General features: G+C 56.3%; 16 protein-coding genes and 1 tRNA gene. 11 read left to right on the plus strand and 6 right to left on the minus strand.

Translation table 11 applies throughout. The features are described 5' to 3' along the window. The first annotated feature begins 482 nt into the window (after nt 1-482). The 4 genes from ACR0JE_RS16460 (at nt 483) to ACR0JE_RS16475 (ending at nt 4,406) form a co-directional block, all read left to right on the plus strand. A complete protein-coding gene (locus tag ACR0JE_RS16460; RefSeq protein WP_480864948.1) occupies nt 483-1,232 on the plus strand; it encodes a 5-oxoprolinase subunit B family protein in 750 nt (249 codons plus the stop codon). Then, nucleotides 1,229-2,227, plus strand: a complete 999-nt coding sequence (locus tag ACR0JE_RS16465; protein WP_480864949.1) for a 5-oxoprolinase subunit C family protein — start codon at nt 1,229-1,231, stop codon at nt 2,225-2,227. The genes ACR0JE_RS16460 and ACR0JE_RS16465 overlap by 4 nt, the downstream gene beginning before the upstream one ends. A 12-nt stretch (nt 2,228-2,239) precedes the next feature. After that, entirely contained in the window at nt 2,240-3,001 is a 762-nt protein-coding gene (locus ACR0JE_RS16470; protein ID WP_480864950.1) for a LamB/YcsF family protein, read from the plus strand. Between the two features lie 157 nt (nt 3,002-3,158). Continuing rightward, nucleotides 3,159-4,406: a hypothetical protein gene (locus ACR0JE_RS16475; protein ID WP_480864951.1), complete on the plus strand. Its 1,248-nt coding sequence runs from the start codon at nt 3,159-3,161 to the stop codon at nt 4,404-4,406. Between the two features lie 69 nt (nt 4,407-4,475). Here ACR0JE_RS16475 and ACR0JE_RS16480 read toward each other — a convergent pair whose 3' ends face one another. Together ACR0JE_RS16480 and ACR0JE_RS16485 are read right to left on the minus strand one after the other, a co-directional pair. Next, nucleotides 4,476-5,867, minus strand: a complete 1,392-nt coding sequence (locus ACR0JE_RS16480) for a D-alanyl-D-alanine carboxypeptidase family protein (protein ID WP_480864952.1) — start codon at nt 5,865-5,867, stop codon at nt 4,476-4,478. A gap of 281 nt (nt 5,868-6,148) precedes the next feature. Then, nucleotides 6,149-6,850, minus strand: a complete 702-nt coding sequence (locus tag ACR0JE_RS16485; protein WP_480864954.1) for an HAD family hydrolase — start codon at nt 6,848-6,850, stop codon at nt 6,149-6,151. A gap of 93 nt (nt 6,851-6,943) precedes the next feature. On the opposite strand from ACR0JE_RS16485, the gene clpS reads away from it, so the two are divergent. Genes clpS through hemF form a run of 4 tightly spaced genes read left to right on the plus strand, consistent with a single transcriptional unit; the run spans nt 6,944 to nt 10,012 of the window. Continuing rightward, nucleotides 6,944-7,285: an ATP-dependent Clp protease adapter ClpS gene (clpS, locus tag ACR0JE_RS16490; protein WP_170536540.1), complete on the plus strand. Its 342-nt coding sequence runs from the start codon at nt 6,944-6,946 to the stop codon at nt 7,283-7,285. Nucleotides 7,286-7,315: 30 nt separating this feature from the next. Beyond that, complete coding sequence (locus tag ACR0JE_RS16495) at nt 7,316-8,281, plus strand: class I SAM-dependent methyltransferase (protein ID WP_480864955.1); 966 nt, start codon at nt 7,316-7,318, stop codon at nt 8,279-8,281. 37 nt (nt 8,282-8,318) lie between these two features. Then, entirely contained in the window at nt 8,319-9,122 is an 804-nt protein-coding gene (locus tag ACR0JE_RS16500) for an SDR family NAD(P)-dependent oxidoreductase (protein WP_480545135.1), read from the plus strand. Between the two features lie 5 nt (nt 9,123-9,127). Continuing rightward, entirely contained in the window at nt 9,128-10,012 is an 885-nt protein-coding gene (gene hemF / locus ACR0JE_RS16505; protein WP_480864956.1) for an oxygen-dependent coproporphyrinogen oxidase, read from the plus strand. A 3-nt stretch (nt 10,013-10,015) separates the two neighbouring features. Here the strand turns inward: hemF and ACR0JE_RS16510 are convergent, their stop codons facing one another. From ACR0JE_RS16510 to modA, 4 genes are all read right to left on the minus strand, one after another. Beyond that, the gene (locus tag ACR0JE_RS16510; RefSeq protein WP_480864958.1) at nt 10,016-10,423 is read right to left on the minus strand and encodes a hypothetical protein; all 408 of its coding nucleotides are present in this window, start codon (nt 10,421-10,423) and stop codon (nt 10,016-10,018) included. Nucleotides 10,424-10,536: 113 nt separating this feature from the next. Then, nucleotides 10,537-11,628: a molybdenum ABC transporter ATP-binding protein gene (gene modC / locus ACR0JE_RS16515; protein WP_480864959.1), complete on the minus strand. Its 1,092-nt coding sequence runs from the start codon at nt 11,626-11,628 to the stop codon at nt 10,537-10,539. Further along, nucleotides 11,625-12,317 carry a molybdate ABC transporter permease subunit gene (modB, locus tag ACR0JE_RS16520; RefSeq protein WP_480864960.1) on the minus strand — a complete coding sequence of 231 codons (693 nt, stop codon included), beginning with the start codon at nt 12,315-12,317 and terminating at the stop codon, nt 11,625-11,627. Before modB ends, modC begins: the two co-directional genes overlap by 4 nt. 5 nt (nt 12,318-12,322) lie before the next feature. Further along, nucleotides 12,323-13,102, minus strand: coding sequence for a molybdate ABC transporter substrate-binding protein (gene modA, locus ACR0JE_RS16525; RefSeq protein ID WP_480864961.1), 780 nt, complete (start codon nt 13,100-13,102; stop codon nt 12,323-12,325). A gap of 257 nt (nt 13,103-13,359) precedes the next feature. On the opposite strand from modA, the gene ACR0JE_RS16530 reads away from it, so the two are divergent. The 3 genes from ACR0JE_RS16530 (at nt 13,360) to ACR0JE_RS16540 (ending at nt 16,614) form a co-directional block, all read left to right on the plus strand. Beyond that, nucleotides 13,360-13,435: transfer RNA gene (locus ACR0JE_RS16530), tRNA-Val, on the plus strand. Nucleotides 13,436-13,565: 130 nt separating this feature from the next. After that, nucleotides 13,566-14,573, plus strand: coding sequence for a tyrosine-type recombinase/integrase (locus ACR0JE_RS16535; protein ID WP_480864962.1), 1,008 nt, complete (start codon nt 13,566-13,568; stop codon nt 14,571-14,573). Between the two features lie 529 nt (nt 14,574-15,102). Then, the gene (locus ACR0JE_RS16540; protein ID WP_480864963.1) at nt 15,103-16,614 is read left to right on the plus strand and encodes a hypothetical protein; all 1,512 of its coding nucleotides are present in this window, start codon (nt 15,103-15,105) and stop codon (nt 16,612-16,614) included. Nucleotides 16,615-17,141 lie beyond the last annotated feature (527 nt).

Here is a 17,141-nt window from a genome sequence, read left to right on the forward strand (position 1 = left end):
CTCCGCCATCTCTAGCGTCCCAACAACAACCTCAGCTGCGCCGGTGAAGGGGGTTCTAAGGTCTAGCGATCAGGGCCGCAAGCAGAAAATTACATCTTGGCGCATTTTTTTGCATATTCAGCAATAAATGATAAATAACAGATAGTTAACATCAATCTACATACAGGAATACAGGCATAATCCAGGGGTATGTCGCCTCGAACCATGAACAGTCCTTTTGTTTGCCAATGGCCTAGCACAACATATTGGGGCTCAGCGGCATCCGGGCCCAAGGCGGTGCGGCTCGAAACACCGAGTCGAAACTCTATGAACCACCGATTCATCACAAGCCCCACACAAAAAAGATCGATCTCGCTCGATGGGTACACGAAAAATACTCCGCAAAACCCCATACGATGGTCAGCATATGAACAGACCTTGCGCATTATCGCCTGATACGGTCTGCTCCTGCCTAAACAGGTGCAATTCAAGACGTGGTGCATATGACCCTCACCCTTTCTTATCCGATGGTACGCAATGTCGGCTTTGATGGTGTACTGGTCACCTTTGCCGAAACCATGTCAGATCCCGCGAACCGTGCGGCCCTGGCGTTCCGGGCCGAGATCGAGCGGCTGGACCTCGATGGGGTGTTGGAGACATCAGCCACGCTTGGGTCCGCTTATCTTCGGTTTGATCCGGTCCGGGTGACCCACGCGGATATGGCGGGCACCCTCAAGGAGCTGCTGAAGACAAGAGACTGGTACACTACGCCCCTACCCTCAGGGCGAAAGCTATGGCGGGTGCCGACGGTCTATGGCACGGACCTTGCCCCACAACTCGAGGATGCGGCACGGGCGGCCGGTCTGAGCCCTGCAGAAGCGGTGCGACGACTAAGTCATTCTAAGGTACGTGTTTTAACAATCGGGTTCGCGCCGGGCCAGCCCTATCTCGGGCCACTTGCGCCCGAGTTCAACATCCCAAGACTGCAAGACTTGACACCCATGGTCCCCGAAGGCGCTCTGGTACTGGCCATATCTCAGTTCGTTCTGTTTTCCGGTCCCACGCCAACCGGATGGCGGCATATCGGTCAGACGGCTTTCCGATGTTTTCGACCCGATATGACAGAGACGTTCACTCTAACACCCGGAGATGAGTTGCTGTTCGAACCGATATCGCGTGATGATCTGGAGTGCATCCGCGCCGACAATGACGATGGGCTTGGGGGCGCGACCTTCCAAGAGATCACTTCATGAGCCTGATCGTCCGGCGCATCGGCCCCGCCTGCACCATTCAGGATCAAGGGCGCGTAGGGTATCTTGATCAAGGGCTTTCGCGATCCGGGGTGGCTGACATATTAGCGCTGCATGAAGGGGCGGCGTTACTGGGTCAAAGCCCAGATTTTGCGGCCTTGGAAATGGCGGGCATGGGTGGCGAATTCGAAGCCACCCAACCCGTGCGGATTGCGCTAACTGGTGCGCCAATGCAGGCCAGTATCGACGGGGCTGCGATTGTCTGGAATGCATCGCACCATCTGGAACCGGGGCAGCGCCTGACAGTTGGCGCGGCATTGCAGGGCAGCTATGGCTACCTGCATCTGGGAGGTGGGATCGACACTGAAATGTTTCTCGGTTCGCGTTCAACCCATCTGACCGCCAAGATCGGTCGCGCGGTCGCGGCAGGCGATACCCTGCCTGCCGGGCCAGACACGGGCGAGACCGGATTTAAACTGCCCCCTGCAGATCGGTTTGATGGCGGTACGCTACGCGTTCTTGCCAGCTTTCAGACCCCTCTCTTTGATCCGGAAACCCTGACCCGGTTCACTCGAACCGAATTCAAACGGGGACCCCGTGCCAACCGCATGGGAATGCAATTGGAATGCGCCGGCGAAGGGTTCGCTGCCAAGGATCAGCTGAACATCCTGTCCGAGGTCATAACCCCCGGCGATATACAGATGACAGGGACCGGCAACCCGTTCATCCTGCTGCCCGAATGCCAGACGACCGGCGGTTACCCTCGGATCGCTACTGTTCTTCCCTGCGACATGCCAAGAGCAGCACAAACTCCAGCGGGCGGGAAGATCCGGTTCGAGCTTGTGACACTGGATCAGGCGATAGAGCTGGATGCGGCCTTTCGGTCCGATTTGGCCCGATTGCCGGGGCGTATCGAACCGCTTATCCGCGACCCGCATGATATTTCGGACCTGCTGTCCTACCAATTGATCGGCGGAGTGATCTCTGCCACCGACTAAGGAGATGTGTTGATGCCCCGCGTGGATCTGAATGCCGATATGGGTGAAAGCTTTGGCCCATGGAACATGGGTGATGATGAAAGCCTGCTAAAGGTCATCACCTCGGCCAACATCGCCTGCGGGTTTCATGCAGGCGACTGGGATGTGATGGCCAGTACGATGACATTGGCCGCCGAAAACGGTGTGGGTATCGGCGCGCATCCGGGCTTTCCCGATCTTCAGGGCTTTGGCCGCCGCAATATGAAGTTGCCTCATGACAGCCTTCGCAATCTGGTGCGCTACCAGTTGGGTGCGGCGATGGGTTTGGCAGCTGCGATTGGCACTAAGATACGGCACCTGAAACTACACGGTGCACTTGCCAATATGTGCTCGGTCGATATCGACATGGCGCGGGCCTGCTATCAGGGGGCGCTGGACGTGGAGCCTGACATCATCATCATGGTGCTGGCGGTCACGAAACAGGAAGAGGCGGTGCGCGAACTTGGCTGCAAATGGGTGGGCGAGATCTTCGCCGACCGTGCCTATAACGACGATGGCACTCTGGTCGATCGCAGCCTGCCCGGCGCGGTGATTCATGACCCCGAGATCGCCGGGTCGCGCATCCTGAACATGGTCCGCGAAGGGGCGATTATCACCGAATCTGGAAAACACCTTGAGACCTCAATCGATACGATCTGTCTGCACGGCGACGGGCCAACGGCAGTGCAGATCGCCCGTTCAGTCCGCGGAAATCTGATCGCGGGCGGGGTCGAGGTGACAAAATTCACTCGATAGACATCTGGGCGTAATCCGGAAGACCTAAAGTCTGGATGTTGCCCGAACGGGGTTCAGCGCCTAGCATGCATCCAAGTGCATGTTCTGAATACTGTTATTCCAGCCAATTTGGCCCGGCCATTGCGCTTGCAGCCGGATACCCCGCAAGGAGGCGCGCATGTCTTTTGATCTGATGTCTTACGAACCGCGAGGCGACAAGAAGAACTCGGACTTCTTTCATGAATATCTGCCAATGATCTACGAGCGGCGAACCAGCTCGGGCATCGCAGATCAGGTCGGTCCGATGCGGGCGATTGTCATTCAGGTCGAAACCACCGCCTTGTTCGATACGATGCTCGAACTTTATATCATGACCCCCTATCGCCATTCAGCCAGCTATCTGGGCCGGACACATAAGTTCTCGGTCCTGCATTCGCATGCCGACTATCCGGCGCTGATCCTGATGGCCCCGCTGAGCGAAAGTTTTGTAGACTTCATTCCCCGGATCAACCGCATGTACCCGCTGGCCCGCAAATCCCCACAAACCCGCTATGTCGGAGAGGTTTTCGCGGCAAGAGATCTTAGCACGCTGACCAAAACGCTCGAAGATCAAAACATCCGCTTTGAGTACTCCGGCGACACCGAAAACCCGTTCTACACGCTGGATGGGTTCCGTTTCACCACACCTTCGGATTTCACCTGCAATCGCGTTGGATACTCCACGCTGGATTTCAACGACCCCGACAGCCTTGGCCTTGGGGATCGGGTGCTACTCAGCGATGCTGAAAAGGCAAAGCTTGAGGAAGCAGCCGCATTCGGCACTGATAGTAGTATCGCGCCATTGATGCTGGGCATTGACCACCTTGCCACGCGGGTTCTGGCGGGTGAACGCGAAGATGCGATCCTCGAATTTCTGACGATGGTGCCCTACTATTTTTGGGGCGCGTACAACATCTTTGACATGAATTCCTCGACCAATGTGAACCGCAACGCCAATGTGGATGACGACAAGAAATCCCCGGCCAAAGTGTTCACCGCAAACAACACGCCGTCTTTCGTGAATTCTTTTGCGAAGCTGCCTATGCCGACCGAAGACTTTGTGCGCAATTTTGGCCGCCGCCTACATCATATGGCCGTCGAGATTCAGGATGGCGACCATGGCGCGGGTGAAAAGAATGTCGATTTCGTCGTCAATACGCTCAAGGACAAGGGCGTGCCGTTCCTGGCGCACGTGGTGGGGGAATGCAAAGACGATCCGAACCTGAAACAGATATTCTCGAAGCATTCGCAATACACGCTGCTGATCACCGAATATATCGAACGCTGCCACCATTATGACGGGTTTTTCACCAAGGATAACGTGGCAGCCCTGACCGCAGCGGCGGGGCAGGATGAACAATACGAGCATGGTCACGTATTCGACTAAGGGCCTGAGATGAAAAAAGGGCTGCGACACATCGCAGCCCATATCCATCAGGAGAGAGAATGTCGGGTCTTATGACGGCCCGATCATGAAACAGGTGACATTGCGCGCCTGAAGGCGACGGCAGGCCAGATCGGCCTGTTCCCGGGTCATGCCCTGAAACGTTGCCTCGAACCCTTTCGAGCTTTGGCTGACCTTGCGCAGCGTGCCTTCCAAAGTGGTCATTTCCGACAGCGCCGTTTTCAGCAGGATCTTCTCGGCCTCATAACGCGTGGTGTAGCGGCCCACATTCACGCCCCATAGATGCCCGCCAGATGTGGACAGACGGGTCACAACCTCTTGTTCGGGTTCCGGCTGCTCAGCGGGCTCAGCTTGTGCCACGGTCAAGTTCTCAGGCCGCAAGGCTGGGCGCGTGTCCGAGCTTTCGACCGGAGGGGCTGTTGGCGCTATATCGGCCTCAGCGATTGCTGCGGCAATACCGTTCTGGATGCGATCCCGGTTCTGGTTCGCGGTTTCAACAACGGCGCTGGCGACCTGTGTGGCCACCGGGCGAACAACTGGGCGCAGGCTTGCTTTGGGCGCACCGCTGACAGCCGCCACCTGGGTCGAGCCGCCAAGACCCGTGTTGCCCGCATAAGCAGGTCGTCCGGGTTTGCGAATGGGCGCACGCGACGGGGCGCGACGGAAGCCCATATCCAACAGCTCGGCAACCTTCGCGTTCCGAGACGCGCCCGACTTGCCACCAAATACGGTTGCGATGATGCGCTCATCCTTGCGCTTAGCCGACGCAACGAGGTTGAAGCCTGCAGCGCGGGTATATCCCGTCTTGATCCCGTCCGCACCGCGATACGCGGCAAGCAGGCGGCGGTTCGTGTTCGGAACAGTCTTGATCCCGGCGTGGGTCGATTGGCGCGAGAACAGGTTGTAGTACTGCGGGTAATCATACAGCAGGTGACGCCCCAAAGTGGTCATATCGCGCGCGGTAGACAAATGCCCCGCCTCGGTCAGACCATGAGCGTTCTTGAAGGTCGTGCGGCTCATCCCCATTGCCTTTGCGGTGCGGGTCATGCGACGCGCAAACGCGGCCTCGGATCCGCTCAGCGCGATACCAATGGCAGTGGCTGCGTCATTGGCCGATTTCACAGCCGCCGCACGGATCAGATACCGAAACGCGATCGTCTGGCCCGAGCGTAACCCAAGCTTCGACGGCGGCTCGGCTGCCGCTGCCTTGGTGATACGAACCGGCGTGTCCAGCGTGATCTCGCCATTCCGGACCGCTTCAAACGCTATATACAGCGTCATCATTTTGGTCAGTGACGCCGGATGCAGCCGAGTATCGGCGTTGCGCGAATGAAGGACCTCTCCGGTCCGGGCATCAATCACCATGGCCGCATACGGCGCGGCGAAAGATTTAAACGGCGCAAAAGAAAGCACCATCATCAATACAATGAGAAATAAGCCCATTCGGGCCGGAACTGTCCGCCGAACCTGCACGATCTTTGCCTCTGTCTGCCTCGCGCCGCCGGGTTTTCCCGGTCAGCTAGATTTTATTCTGCTTAGCGGCAAGGCTAACACAGAGGCCTTTTGAAATAAACCGAAAGCTGTGGTTTTTGCGGTTTCGTTGCGGTGTAAAAAGAGCGCTATATCTAGCTGTGCGATGCGTCCTGAACACTAGATCAGGGGCATCTCAGGGAACGCCGCAATCCACTCGCGGATTTTTCTTTGACTGAGGCGTAACAGCAACATCAAGAGATCGCGCTAAGCAAATCACTCAGACCGCCTAAATCACGCAGTTCTCGGAATCTCTTGGCGTCGACGGGGGCATCCGCATGCTCGACCTCCCAAACCAGACCATGCGGCACGTAAACGCCCCAGCAACCAGCCTGTATCGGAGCCACCACATCGGACCGCATCGAGTTCCCGATCATCATCGCCGCAGCCGGGCCATCACCATGGGCCTCAAAGATCGCACGGTAGGTGTCCGAGGTCTTTTCCGACACAATCTCAACCGCATCGAACAATTCACCCAGGCCTGACTGGGCCAGTTTGCGCTCCTGATCAATCAGATCGCCCTTGGTGATCAACACCACGCGATGGGCTTTTGCAGCTTCTTCGATGGCGTGCTGAGCATGCGGCAAAAGCTCGATCGGATGGGCCAGCATCTCCTGCCCCGTTTCAATCAGTTGACGGATCACCGAGGCGGGAACGCGATCTTCAGTCACTTCAATAGCTGTTTCGATCATCGACAGAACAAAGCCTTTGATACCATAGCCATAGTGCTGGATATTGCGCTTTTCCGCCTCCAGAAGACGCTCCATTAGATGGTCATGGTCGGCATGATCGGACAAAAGCGATGTAAAATGTGCCTGCGTTAGCTGAAAGAACCGTTCGTTATGCCACAAGGTGTCGTCAGCATCGAAGCCTATGGTGGTGAGTTTTTGCGTCATCCCGAATACGCCTGCTGCCTCTTTCCTCTGACGGGAACGACGTTATATAAGCGCAGAAGTAAACCCAATCCCTGAATCGGACAGTTGCGCGCGATGCTGGAAAACCAATGGATGATGTCTGACAAGTCGGACGACGACGGTGATGCGTCCGTTCTGGTCCAGACGCGCCCAAAAACCAAGCGCCCGCCTTTGTACAAGGTGCTGCTGCTGAACGACGATTACACGCCGATGGAATTTGTCGTTCACGTGCTGGAGCGGTTCTTTGGCATGACCCATGCGCAAGCGTTCGAGATCATGTTGACCGTGCACAAGAAAGGCGTGGCTGTCGTGGGTGTGTTCAGCCATGAGATCGCCGAAACCAAGGTGGGCCAGGTCATGGATTTTGCCCGCAGGCACCAGCACCCTTTGCAATGCACTATGGAACGAGAAGAGTAAGCCCCGCGCTGCTGTTCAACATATTCGGCCATGTCACCTCGCCTAAACCTTGCCCTGCAAAGCGGTTTGACGCTGTCACAGCCGCTGACCGTATTTGGCCCGACGCCAGATGATGATTTGTCGGATTTGTCTCGTGAAACGCAAATCGTCCAACCATTCAAACCGTTCCACGATTGTTTTGCGGCGCTTGGGTTCACCGCCGTGCCCGAGGCCATCGGGCCCTGTGAGGATGCAATTGTCCACCTGCCTCGCGCCAAGGCGCTGGCCCGTGCCTTGATCCATCGCGCCTGCAGTCAAGCCACTGGCGTTATTGTTGTCGATGGCGCAAAGACCTACGGTATTGACGGTGTGCTGAAGGACATACGCAAGCGCGTCGCTGTTGAAGGGCCCCTTTCGAAAGCACATGGCAAGATATTCTGGTTTCAGTCTGATCCCGCAGCATTTGCTGATTGGGCCGCGCCGGAAACTCAGAGTGTCGATGGATATCAAACCGCACCCGGCGTGTTCTCGGCAGATGGTGTGGACCCCGCCTCGGCGCTGTTGATGCAAAGCTTGCCTGCCAAACTGGGGGGGCACATCGCAGACCTTGGCGCCGGATGGGGATATCTTTCCGCCGAACTTTTGAAACGCGACCAGATCGAAACACTGGATCTTGTCGAAGCAGATCACGCGGCGCTCAACTGCGCGCGGGCTAATGTTAAAGACGACCGGGCCATGTTTCACTGGGCCGATGCGGTCACGTGGGTTGCCGCCGATCCCAGGGATACAATCATCATGAACCCGCCGTTTCATACGTCGCGCAGCGCCGACCCGACCCTTGGTCAGGGCTTTATCGCCTCTGCCGCCCGCAACCTGACCCGCAATGGCGATCTTTGGATGGTTGCCAACCGCCACCTGCCTTATGAAGCCGCGTTGACCGAGCATTTCATCAAGGTTGATGAAGTCGCCGGTGATAATCGGTTCAAGGTGTTTCATGCCTCTCGCCCTCGACGCTGAGGCCCGCTAACCTGCCCACCTAATCAGGAGGATTCGGATGTCCTTTTCCATAGCTGGCAAGACAGCAATCGTGACTGGCGGGGCCAACGGGATCGGATTGGCCATCGGTCGTCATTTTGCCGATGCCGGGGCCAATGTTGTCTTTGCAGACATGGACGAAAAGCGACTGGTCGAGGAGCTGGGCGAACAAGCCGACGACAGCAATATTCGATATTTCGCGGGGGATCTGCGCGAAAAGCTGACCATTGCCAACCTGCTGTCAGCCACTTTGGACGCGTTCGATCAGGTCGATATTCTGATCAACGGCGCAAGGCAGGTCATCCCATCTGATCCGCTGGACCCTGATGATGATTCCGTTCGCACGTTGCTGAATCAGAACCTGATGCCTGCACTGCGGCTGAGCCAGCTGGTGGCAAAGCGTATGATCAAGCAATCAGAGAATGATGATGACGAAAATCCGGCAGGCTCGATAATCAACCTATCATCCATCGCCGCACGACGAACCCATCCCGACTTGATGGCCTATTCGGTTTCGACGGCAGCGTTGGACCAGATGACACGATCACTGGCCGTGGCGCTGGCCCCCAATCGGATTCGCGTGAATTCAATTGCCTTGGGGTCGGTGATGAGTGCATCGCTCCAGTCAACGCTTAAGGAAAACCGGGATTTTCGCGACGATATCGAAAAGCACACGCCGCTGGCCCGCATCGCCGCCCCAACTGAACTGACCGAGACCGCCCAGTTCCTGGCATCCGACGCCGCTGGCTTTATCACAGGTCAGATCCTGACAATCGATGGCGGCCGGACCCTGTTGGACCCGGTTGCAGCCCCGGCTCATTAACACTCATGTTCGAAACGGAAAAAACCACCGCATCCGCATGGTTCCGTCAATTGCGTGACGACATTGTCGCCGCGTTTGAGGCACTGGAAGACAGTCACGACACCGGACCGTTCTCGGATGCCGATCCAGGGCGGTTCAAGGTCAAGGAAACCAAGCGTCAATCCGACGATGGCTCTAACGCCGGTGGCGGTCTGATGTCGGTGATGCGCGGCGGGCGTGTGTTTGAGAAGGTGGGCGTCAACGTCTCAACAGTGTACGGCACTTTGGGCGCACGGGCGCAGCAGGCAATGGCTGCACGCAAAGGTATCCCGGGTATGAAGGACGATCCCCGTTTTTGGGCCTCGGGCATCAGCCTCGTCGCGCATATGCAGAACCCGCATGTCCCAGCAGTCCATATGAACACACGCATGTTCTGGACCCCTTATGCCTGGTGGTTTGGTGGCGGGTCTGACCTGAACCCGTGCATCGAATATGATGAAGATACCTCGCATTTCCACGCGACCCAAAAGGCGCATCTGGACCCACATGGCACGGAACACTATCCGCGGTTAAAAGATTGGGCGGATGAGTACTTCTATATCCCACACCGAAAACGCGCCCGGGGCGTCGGGGGCATCTTCATGGATGATCACTGCACCGGGGATTGGAACACCGATTTCGCACTGACACAGGATATTGGCCGCGCATTTCTACCCGCCTTTGTCCCGCTTGTTGAAAAGCGTCGGGTTCAGGCCTTTGGGGATAATGAAAAGAACACCCAGCTGGTGCATCGCGGCCTCTATGCCGAGTACAATCTGGTCTATGATCGCGGCACGAAGTTCGGCCTTGAAACAGGACACGACCCTGACGCCGTTTTGATGAGCCTGCCGCCTATGGCGAAATGGGTCTGAGCCTCAAAAACCAAAGTCGATGAAGTTGTCGTAGCAGTAGTTCTGCGCCGAAGAGGCCGACATATTCTCGCCCACGCGCTTAACCGTAATCGAGTATCCCGGGTCCGTATCCGCGCCGGGCGGTGGCGTCAGCGAGAACTGAACCGTTCGTACGCCGGGCTCATAAGCCTTGGAGATGTATATTCTCTGGTTACTTGGCACGCCAAGTGTACGCACCGCATAATCCCCGATTCCACACCAATAGTTGACCGGCGCGGAGGAACCGATTGCTTTGACCTCATATGTTCCGTCTTTCAGAGGTGTAATGTCCGTCCGAAACTGCGGGGTGACATTCAATCCAAATCCAACGGCCCCTGTCAAACTCGGGGCCAAAAGAGTCGCGCCAAACGCACATATTCTGAACACTGACATAGCAGACGCTCCTAACCAGAATCCGTGTCTGTTTCTAAAAATAGATAATCGAAGCTCCGAGTAAAGCCGACCAACAGCGATGTGACCCTTTGTGTGATGCCGTTTGGGCCGCGTCACAAGATGCGTCCCCCGACATCCTGCGGCGCCAAGGCCACGGTTTTGATCACCGCGTAACACGTCGCTCCAGTCTGCAATCCCAATGCGTTGACCGAGCGTCGTGTCACCCGCGCCAGAACAACTCCGGCAGGTGTTTTAACCGAGACAATCGCGCCCGGGCCATCGCCTGACCGGATCGTTTCAACCTGTCCACTGAGCACATTCAAAGCCGACAGCCCCTGTGGTGGCTGGCTTGATAGAATGACCTCCTGCGCCGGGATACGGATGCGCAAGTTCTCACCGACCTGATGTGCGATGCGGGGTAGAAACAGGCGTTCCCCGCCGGCATCCAGCTCGGTCAACCCATCCGAGTGATGTTCTTTGACCCGCACCTGCAAGACCGCACCTATTGCGCGCACGCCAGCAGGTGCAACTGACGGATCAGACAAGACATCGGAGGCCGGACCCTGGCCAGCAACTTTACCATCCTGCAAAGCCACAACGGATGTCGCAAGCCGCGCCACTTCGGCGGCCGAATGGGTGACATACAAGATTGGAACCGAAACCTCATCCCTAAGCCGCTCGAAATAGGGCAGTATCTCGGCTTTTCGGGCCTCATCCAGTGCCGCCAAGGGTTCATCTGCAAGGATCAGACGGGGGCTGGCCAGCAAAGCGCGCCCGATCGCCACACGCTGCTTTTCCCCACCCGATAACAGGGCCGGTCGGCGGCTCAGCAAATGGCCGATGCCCAGCATCTCGATGATCCGATCAGGGTTTTCTTGCTGCGCACCACGCGGCGCAAACCAGCGACCGTAGGACAGATTCTGGCGAACGGTCAGGTGTGGGAAAAGCCTCCCCTCCTGAAAGATGTAACCCAGGCGACGCTTATGGGGCGGCAGCCAGTGCTGTGCTTCGGTATCAAACAGAACCCAGTCATCCACGACCACCCGCCCCGCTTCGGGCCGCAACAGGCCTGCCACTGCGTTCACAACCGTAGTTTTGCCTGATCCCGAACGCCCAAACAGCACAGTTACCCCCTGCGGCGCGTCAAAGGTCAGATCAAGATCAATGCCCGACAAATGGTGTTTCAGGCGCACAGATAAGCTCATGACCCGGCCACCCTTGCAGCCGCACGGCGCCCCACATATTCAGATAGAAGCAAAGCCCCCATGGCGATGATGATCGAGATCACGACCAATCGGGTGGCAGCAGCTTCGCCCCCTGGCACTTGTAGGAAAGCATAAACGGCCGATGGCAACGTCTGGGTTTGTCCGGGAATATTTGACACGAACGTAATCGTCGCCCCGAACTCTCCCATCGCTTTGGCAAAGGCCAGGATCGATCCGGCGATGATCCCCGGCAGGATCATCGGCAGGGTCACAGTCGCAAACACCATCAGCCGCGATGCCCCAAGGGTCGAACCCGCCTGTTCCAGCTTTGGATCCACGGCCTCAATCGACAATCGTATGGCGCGTACCATCAGGGGAAACGCCATGATCCCAGCAGCCAGCGCGGCGCCGGTCCAACGAAAGGCAACGACAATTCCAAATTCAGCCAGAAACCGCCCCATGGGCCCCTGAATGCCAAATGTCAGCAGCAGCAAGTACCCCGTGACAACGGGTGGCAAAATAAGCGGCAGATGCACCAAACCGTTCAAAACCTGGCGTCCCGGAAACCGCCATCGTGCCAGCGCATAAGCCACAAATATCCCGAATGGCAAAGTTGCCAGAGTGGCCCATACCGACACGCGCAGCGACAGCCGAAGCGCTTCCAGTTCAGCCGGGCCCAACCACTCCATCCCGATCACCTGTCCGGCAGGGAAAACCCCTGCCTCAGGAAAACAGACATAGCGTCATTGGTTTGAAGAAACTCTAGAAATGAAGCAGCTTCAGGCGTTGAAACCCGCATCAAGGCTGCAGGGTAGACAATGGGGGGATGCATCTCGGCTGGTATTTTACTAACAACACTCACCCGTGGGTCCGCTATCGCGTCCGAACGATAAACTACGCCTAAGGGTGCCGCCTCGGTTGCCACAAGCGCAAGCGCAGCGCGCACATTATCCGTCTGCGCCACCTGCCCTTGAACCGCGCCCCAAAGCCCAAGATTTTCCAGCGCTGACTTGCCATAGATCCCTGCAGGCACCGCGTCGACCAGCGCCATGGCCAGGTAACCGCCTGCCAGCTCAGTCACGATGTCATAGTCTGAACCAATGTGTTCGACCGGTGCCCGCTCTGATGCCCCAATCAGAACCAACCCGTTACTTAGCAAATCCACACGCGAAGCCGGATCAATCAGCGCTTGATCCTGCAGCAAATCCATCCAATTGGAATTTGCCGAAATGAAAATATCCGCAGGTGCACCCGCCTGAATCTGGCGGGCTAGTACGGATGAAGCTGCATAGGAGACCGTAATGCTCACACCAGTTTGTGCGTTGTAGCCAGTCGCAAGCTCATCCAGCGCCGTTTTCAGGCTGGCAGCGGCAAACACCAAAACACCATCGGCCCCGGCCCGGATCGGAGCCAGAATGAGCGTAGCCAGTACCAAAACCGCCACAACCGCACGGCGGGTCATTAAGAAAGCCATCCAAACTCCGGGCCGGGAAACGACCGTCTGGTTCTGGAATATCGGAGGCAATGGGTCACCCGCAAGCATGTTTCCCACGATCAAGTGGTGTTTGTGATATCTGCCATACCTCGCTTGCGAATGTGGGCGACTACCTGCCCTCCGGCCTCAGACCCGGTAACAGTACAGACGGTTTCACAGATCAGAGTAAAACAATCCGATAAAATCCACTGAACCCTCTTGCACCCGCCCACAGGCTTGGCTAAATGCAGCGCTACGGGTGATTAGCTCAGTTGGTAGAGCGCTTCGTTTACACCGAAGATGTCGGGAGTTCGAGTCTCTCATCACCCACCATCCTTACTCCGCGATGTATCAAGGTCTTACGCGACTAGCACCTTTTGCTGTGCTGCGCATGAAACTGTGTCCGCTGCGCCTCCGCTGCACTTAGACAGAAAAGATGTCTCCAACACAGGAGATATGGGCTATGGCAACAATCGTAAAACGACCTAGTGGAAAGTGGCAGGCGACGGTTCGGAAGGACGGGCAATCCCGATCCAAGTCATTTCTAAAGCGTGCTGATGCGGCGAAGTGGGCGCGAGAGACGGAGTTGAGCGCGGACAGAGGATTGCTCACCCCCGCCATCAGTGTGGGCGTCGCCCAGATGACACTTGGTGAGGTGCTGCGAAAATACCGAGATAACTTCACGAGCAAGAAACGGTGCGCGGACAACGAAAGTTATGCAATCAACGGGTTCCTGCGTAAATGCTCCAAGTTAGCCAGCAGGAAGGTCGGCAAGCTGCGATCCGCTGACTTTGTCCACTATCGTGACCAGCGTATTAAATCCATGAAGGCGGCGACTGTCGTGAGGGAATTGGGTTGGTTGCAGCACGCCCTCGATGTCGCCTGTGAGGATTGGGGGCAGACCCTGCCACATGGGAACCCGGTCAAGCCTGTCCGGCGACCCAAGATCGATAACCGCCGCGAGAGACGATTGCAGCAAGGAGAATGGCAGGCTTTGTTGGAAGCCGTAAATCAAGCCCGGTCTCCACTGATGATACCGTTGTTGACGCTGGCCTTGGCAACCGGGATGCGACGCGGGGAATTGTTATCAATGCAATGGAAGCACGTAGACCTTGAGCGTCGGACAGTGTTCTTGCCTCAATCAAAAAATGGTCGCGCCCGTACAGTTCCACTCAGCCCAAATGCCGTCACTGTATTGATGAACCTGCCGCGCGTTGACGACAGGTGCTTGCCTCTGACTGGCAACTCTGTGCGACTAGCCTTTGACCGCCTCAGGCAACGGGCGGGCGTGGTTGATCTTACATTTCATGACATTCGGCACGAGGCGGTGTCCCGCTTTGTGGAAAGCGGGTTATCGCTGGCGCAGGTCCAAATGATCAGCGGGCATCGGGATTTGCGGATGTTGATGCGTTACACCCACCTGCAGACCGATGACATCGTGGCAAAGCTGGCAGCTGTTGAACTTGCTTAAATCGACTTGAAAAATTGCAGGGTGGTCGCAGTCTCCAAAATGCGCCAGCTTGGACCGCCCTAATCCCTATCTAGTGGCAGAAGTGCCCTTTTGCCTTTTGGCTGTCCTTCTGCCCTTCTCAGATTTGGCAAGGGCTCTAGCCCTTCCTCCAATGAACATACAGGCGTTATCCCTCCCTCTTATGAACGTACAGGCGTCGCCCGTCTCTCAGTGGAGCAAAACCCCTCCGTCATGTGAGCAAATAGGCTTTGCTTTCTTGGTGTTGATCGGGTCGCGTTACGGACATGGACTTTTTTCGCTCCAATGCGAGTGGAGTAAGAGCCACCTAAGTGTTTATAAGTAAACACTAAATCACGCAAACCTGTAAGCAAAGGTGCTGAATAGAGGGCTATTGATCCCTCTAGTTTTGCCATTGCGTGTTCACCGGGATTTTCTCCCATCCGCCCCAACGGGGCAATTCCATCTGCTCGGCATCAGTCAGAGCGTTTTCCAAGAAATGGGTCCAATGGACCAAACACAGGAGACTTTCATGTCCCACATTCGTGTTGTCGACTTGCCATGTGGCTATGGCAAATCCACACAAATAAACCGCAGCTTCAAAAAGTCGGAGAAGTATATCGCCGTTGTCCCTTACTTGAGTGAGGTAGACAGGTTTATCGAAGATGCCCGAAAAAATTCCGATTTCATTCTGACACAGCCTATTTGCAACGGTGGCAACAAACGCGATCACTGCGAAAAGTTGATCCGGGCGGGTAAGTCAATCGCTTGTACTCATCAACTATTCTACCGGCTAGGAACTCTGGCAACCCAAGACACCGGGGTTGCGAGATGTACTGAGTTCGATAGCCACGGCAAACCGACCATCGAAGTCGATCACTTGCTTAGTGGATACAATCTCATCATCGACGAGGTCGTAAACCCCTTCGAGGTGGACCAGACAATCCGAAAGATTGACTTTGATGCAGTTTACCTCGGTCTTGGCATGGCAGAAGAGGAGCCTGACGGACGTATTGTTCCAACAGAAAAGTGGGATGAGCTATACCGCATAGGGGACAAGACACTTAGCCGATCACTATATGAAAAGGCCAAGTCGGGTGCACTGTATCGCATAAGCGAGAAGCTGTTCGTGCTCGCCATTCCCAAAGAACTCTTGCTCAAGCCCAAGTCCGTGACGATTTACACGTACCTTTCGGAAGGATCGGTGCTGCTGCAGTACCTGCAAAAGCTGCGGAAAGACCTCCCCGAATGCTTCACACTGGAGGTGGAGCGTCTGGATGCAGTAGATGAGGCAGCATGGCGAGAAGATGTTGCTAACGCGCTAACGGTTCTACCCATGCCAGAGATAGCGAACCACAAGTGGACACATTGCGCACAGCTAAAGTCGATCAAAACGCATCGGGAGTGCTCTTCGATTGGTCAGAAGCTACGCAAGTTCAAAGACAGAGAACTGTATGGAGTAAACCTCAAAACCGTTATGCTGACGTGTGCACGTGACCTGTGGCATGGGGCAGTAACAGGCCAAAAGCCAAAGGCAGGCAGGCTATCAAAGCATACACGGCTGTTCGGTCGCGCAATGAAGGAAGACGTGTACAACAAGGACACGGAGACCTTTGACGAGGAGTGGACCACAAACGGTGTCAGCTTTGTTCCCAACACTACACGCGGGACCAATGACCATATCGGGTGCACAACAGCGGTGTACCTATATGATCAACACCCCAACCCACAACTGTTGACCTTCCTACGCATGAAACGCGACGGCAAGGAGGCTCATAGGTTCTCGGATGCCTATGCGTTGACCGAACTGGTGCAGTGGCTGTTCCGGTCCGCAATACGTGTCGGTGGCTTAAACGGTACGGGACACGCTCACACGCCAAGGCGTCGGGTAACGCTCTACATGCCATCTCAGAGAATGCGGAACCTACTGCTGAACTGGCTGCTGTCAGGCGACGTCAACAGTGGGCCGGTTCGCACAAAAGGCCAGAGACAGGTTGAGTTGCTTGCCCGGTTGGAGGGTCGTCAGGTGGCGGCAGTAGCCTAATGCCGTTTGACATAGAAGCGGAACAGACGTTCCTAACTCGTAAAGAGGCCGCTCTGCGCGGCCTTTCTCGTTTCTGGACGGGTCGTCCGTGCAAGTTTGGGCACCTGGCTGAGCGCTACGTCAGTAATCGCCAGTGCGTTCAGTGCAACGCCGAGAAAACGGTGGAACGAGATCGGCAGTGTCGAGCAGCCGATCCTTCCTATCGTATGTTCAGGTCGGTACAAAACCGGTCAGGTCAGGTATTGAGGGGCGAGGCCAGCCCGTCTCGGGCAGTCGGTTGCTCGCATGCAGCCTTAAAGCGGTACATGGAGGCACGCTTCACAGACGGCATGACGTGGGATAGGTACGGTCAATGGGAGGTGGACCACATAACCCCACTCTCGGCTGCACGGTGTTTAGAGCACCTCATCGAACTTTGCCACTACAGCAACCTGCAACCTCTTTGGAAGCGGGATAACCTAGCAAAGGGCGGGGCGTAAGCCTCGCCCCTGCGGAGTGGCATCTGTCTTCTTTGGCAAGCGAGTTCT

This window comes from Ruegeria sp. H3, from assembly GCF_056533095.1.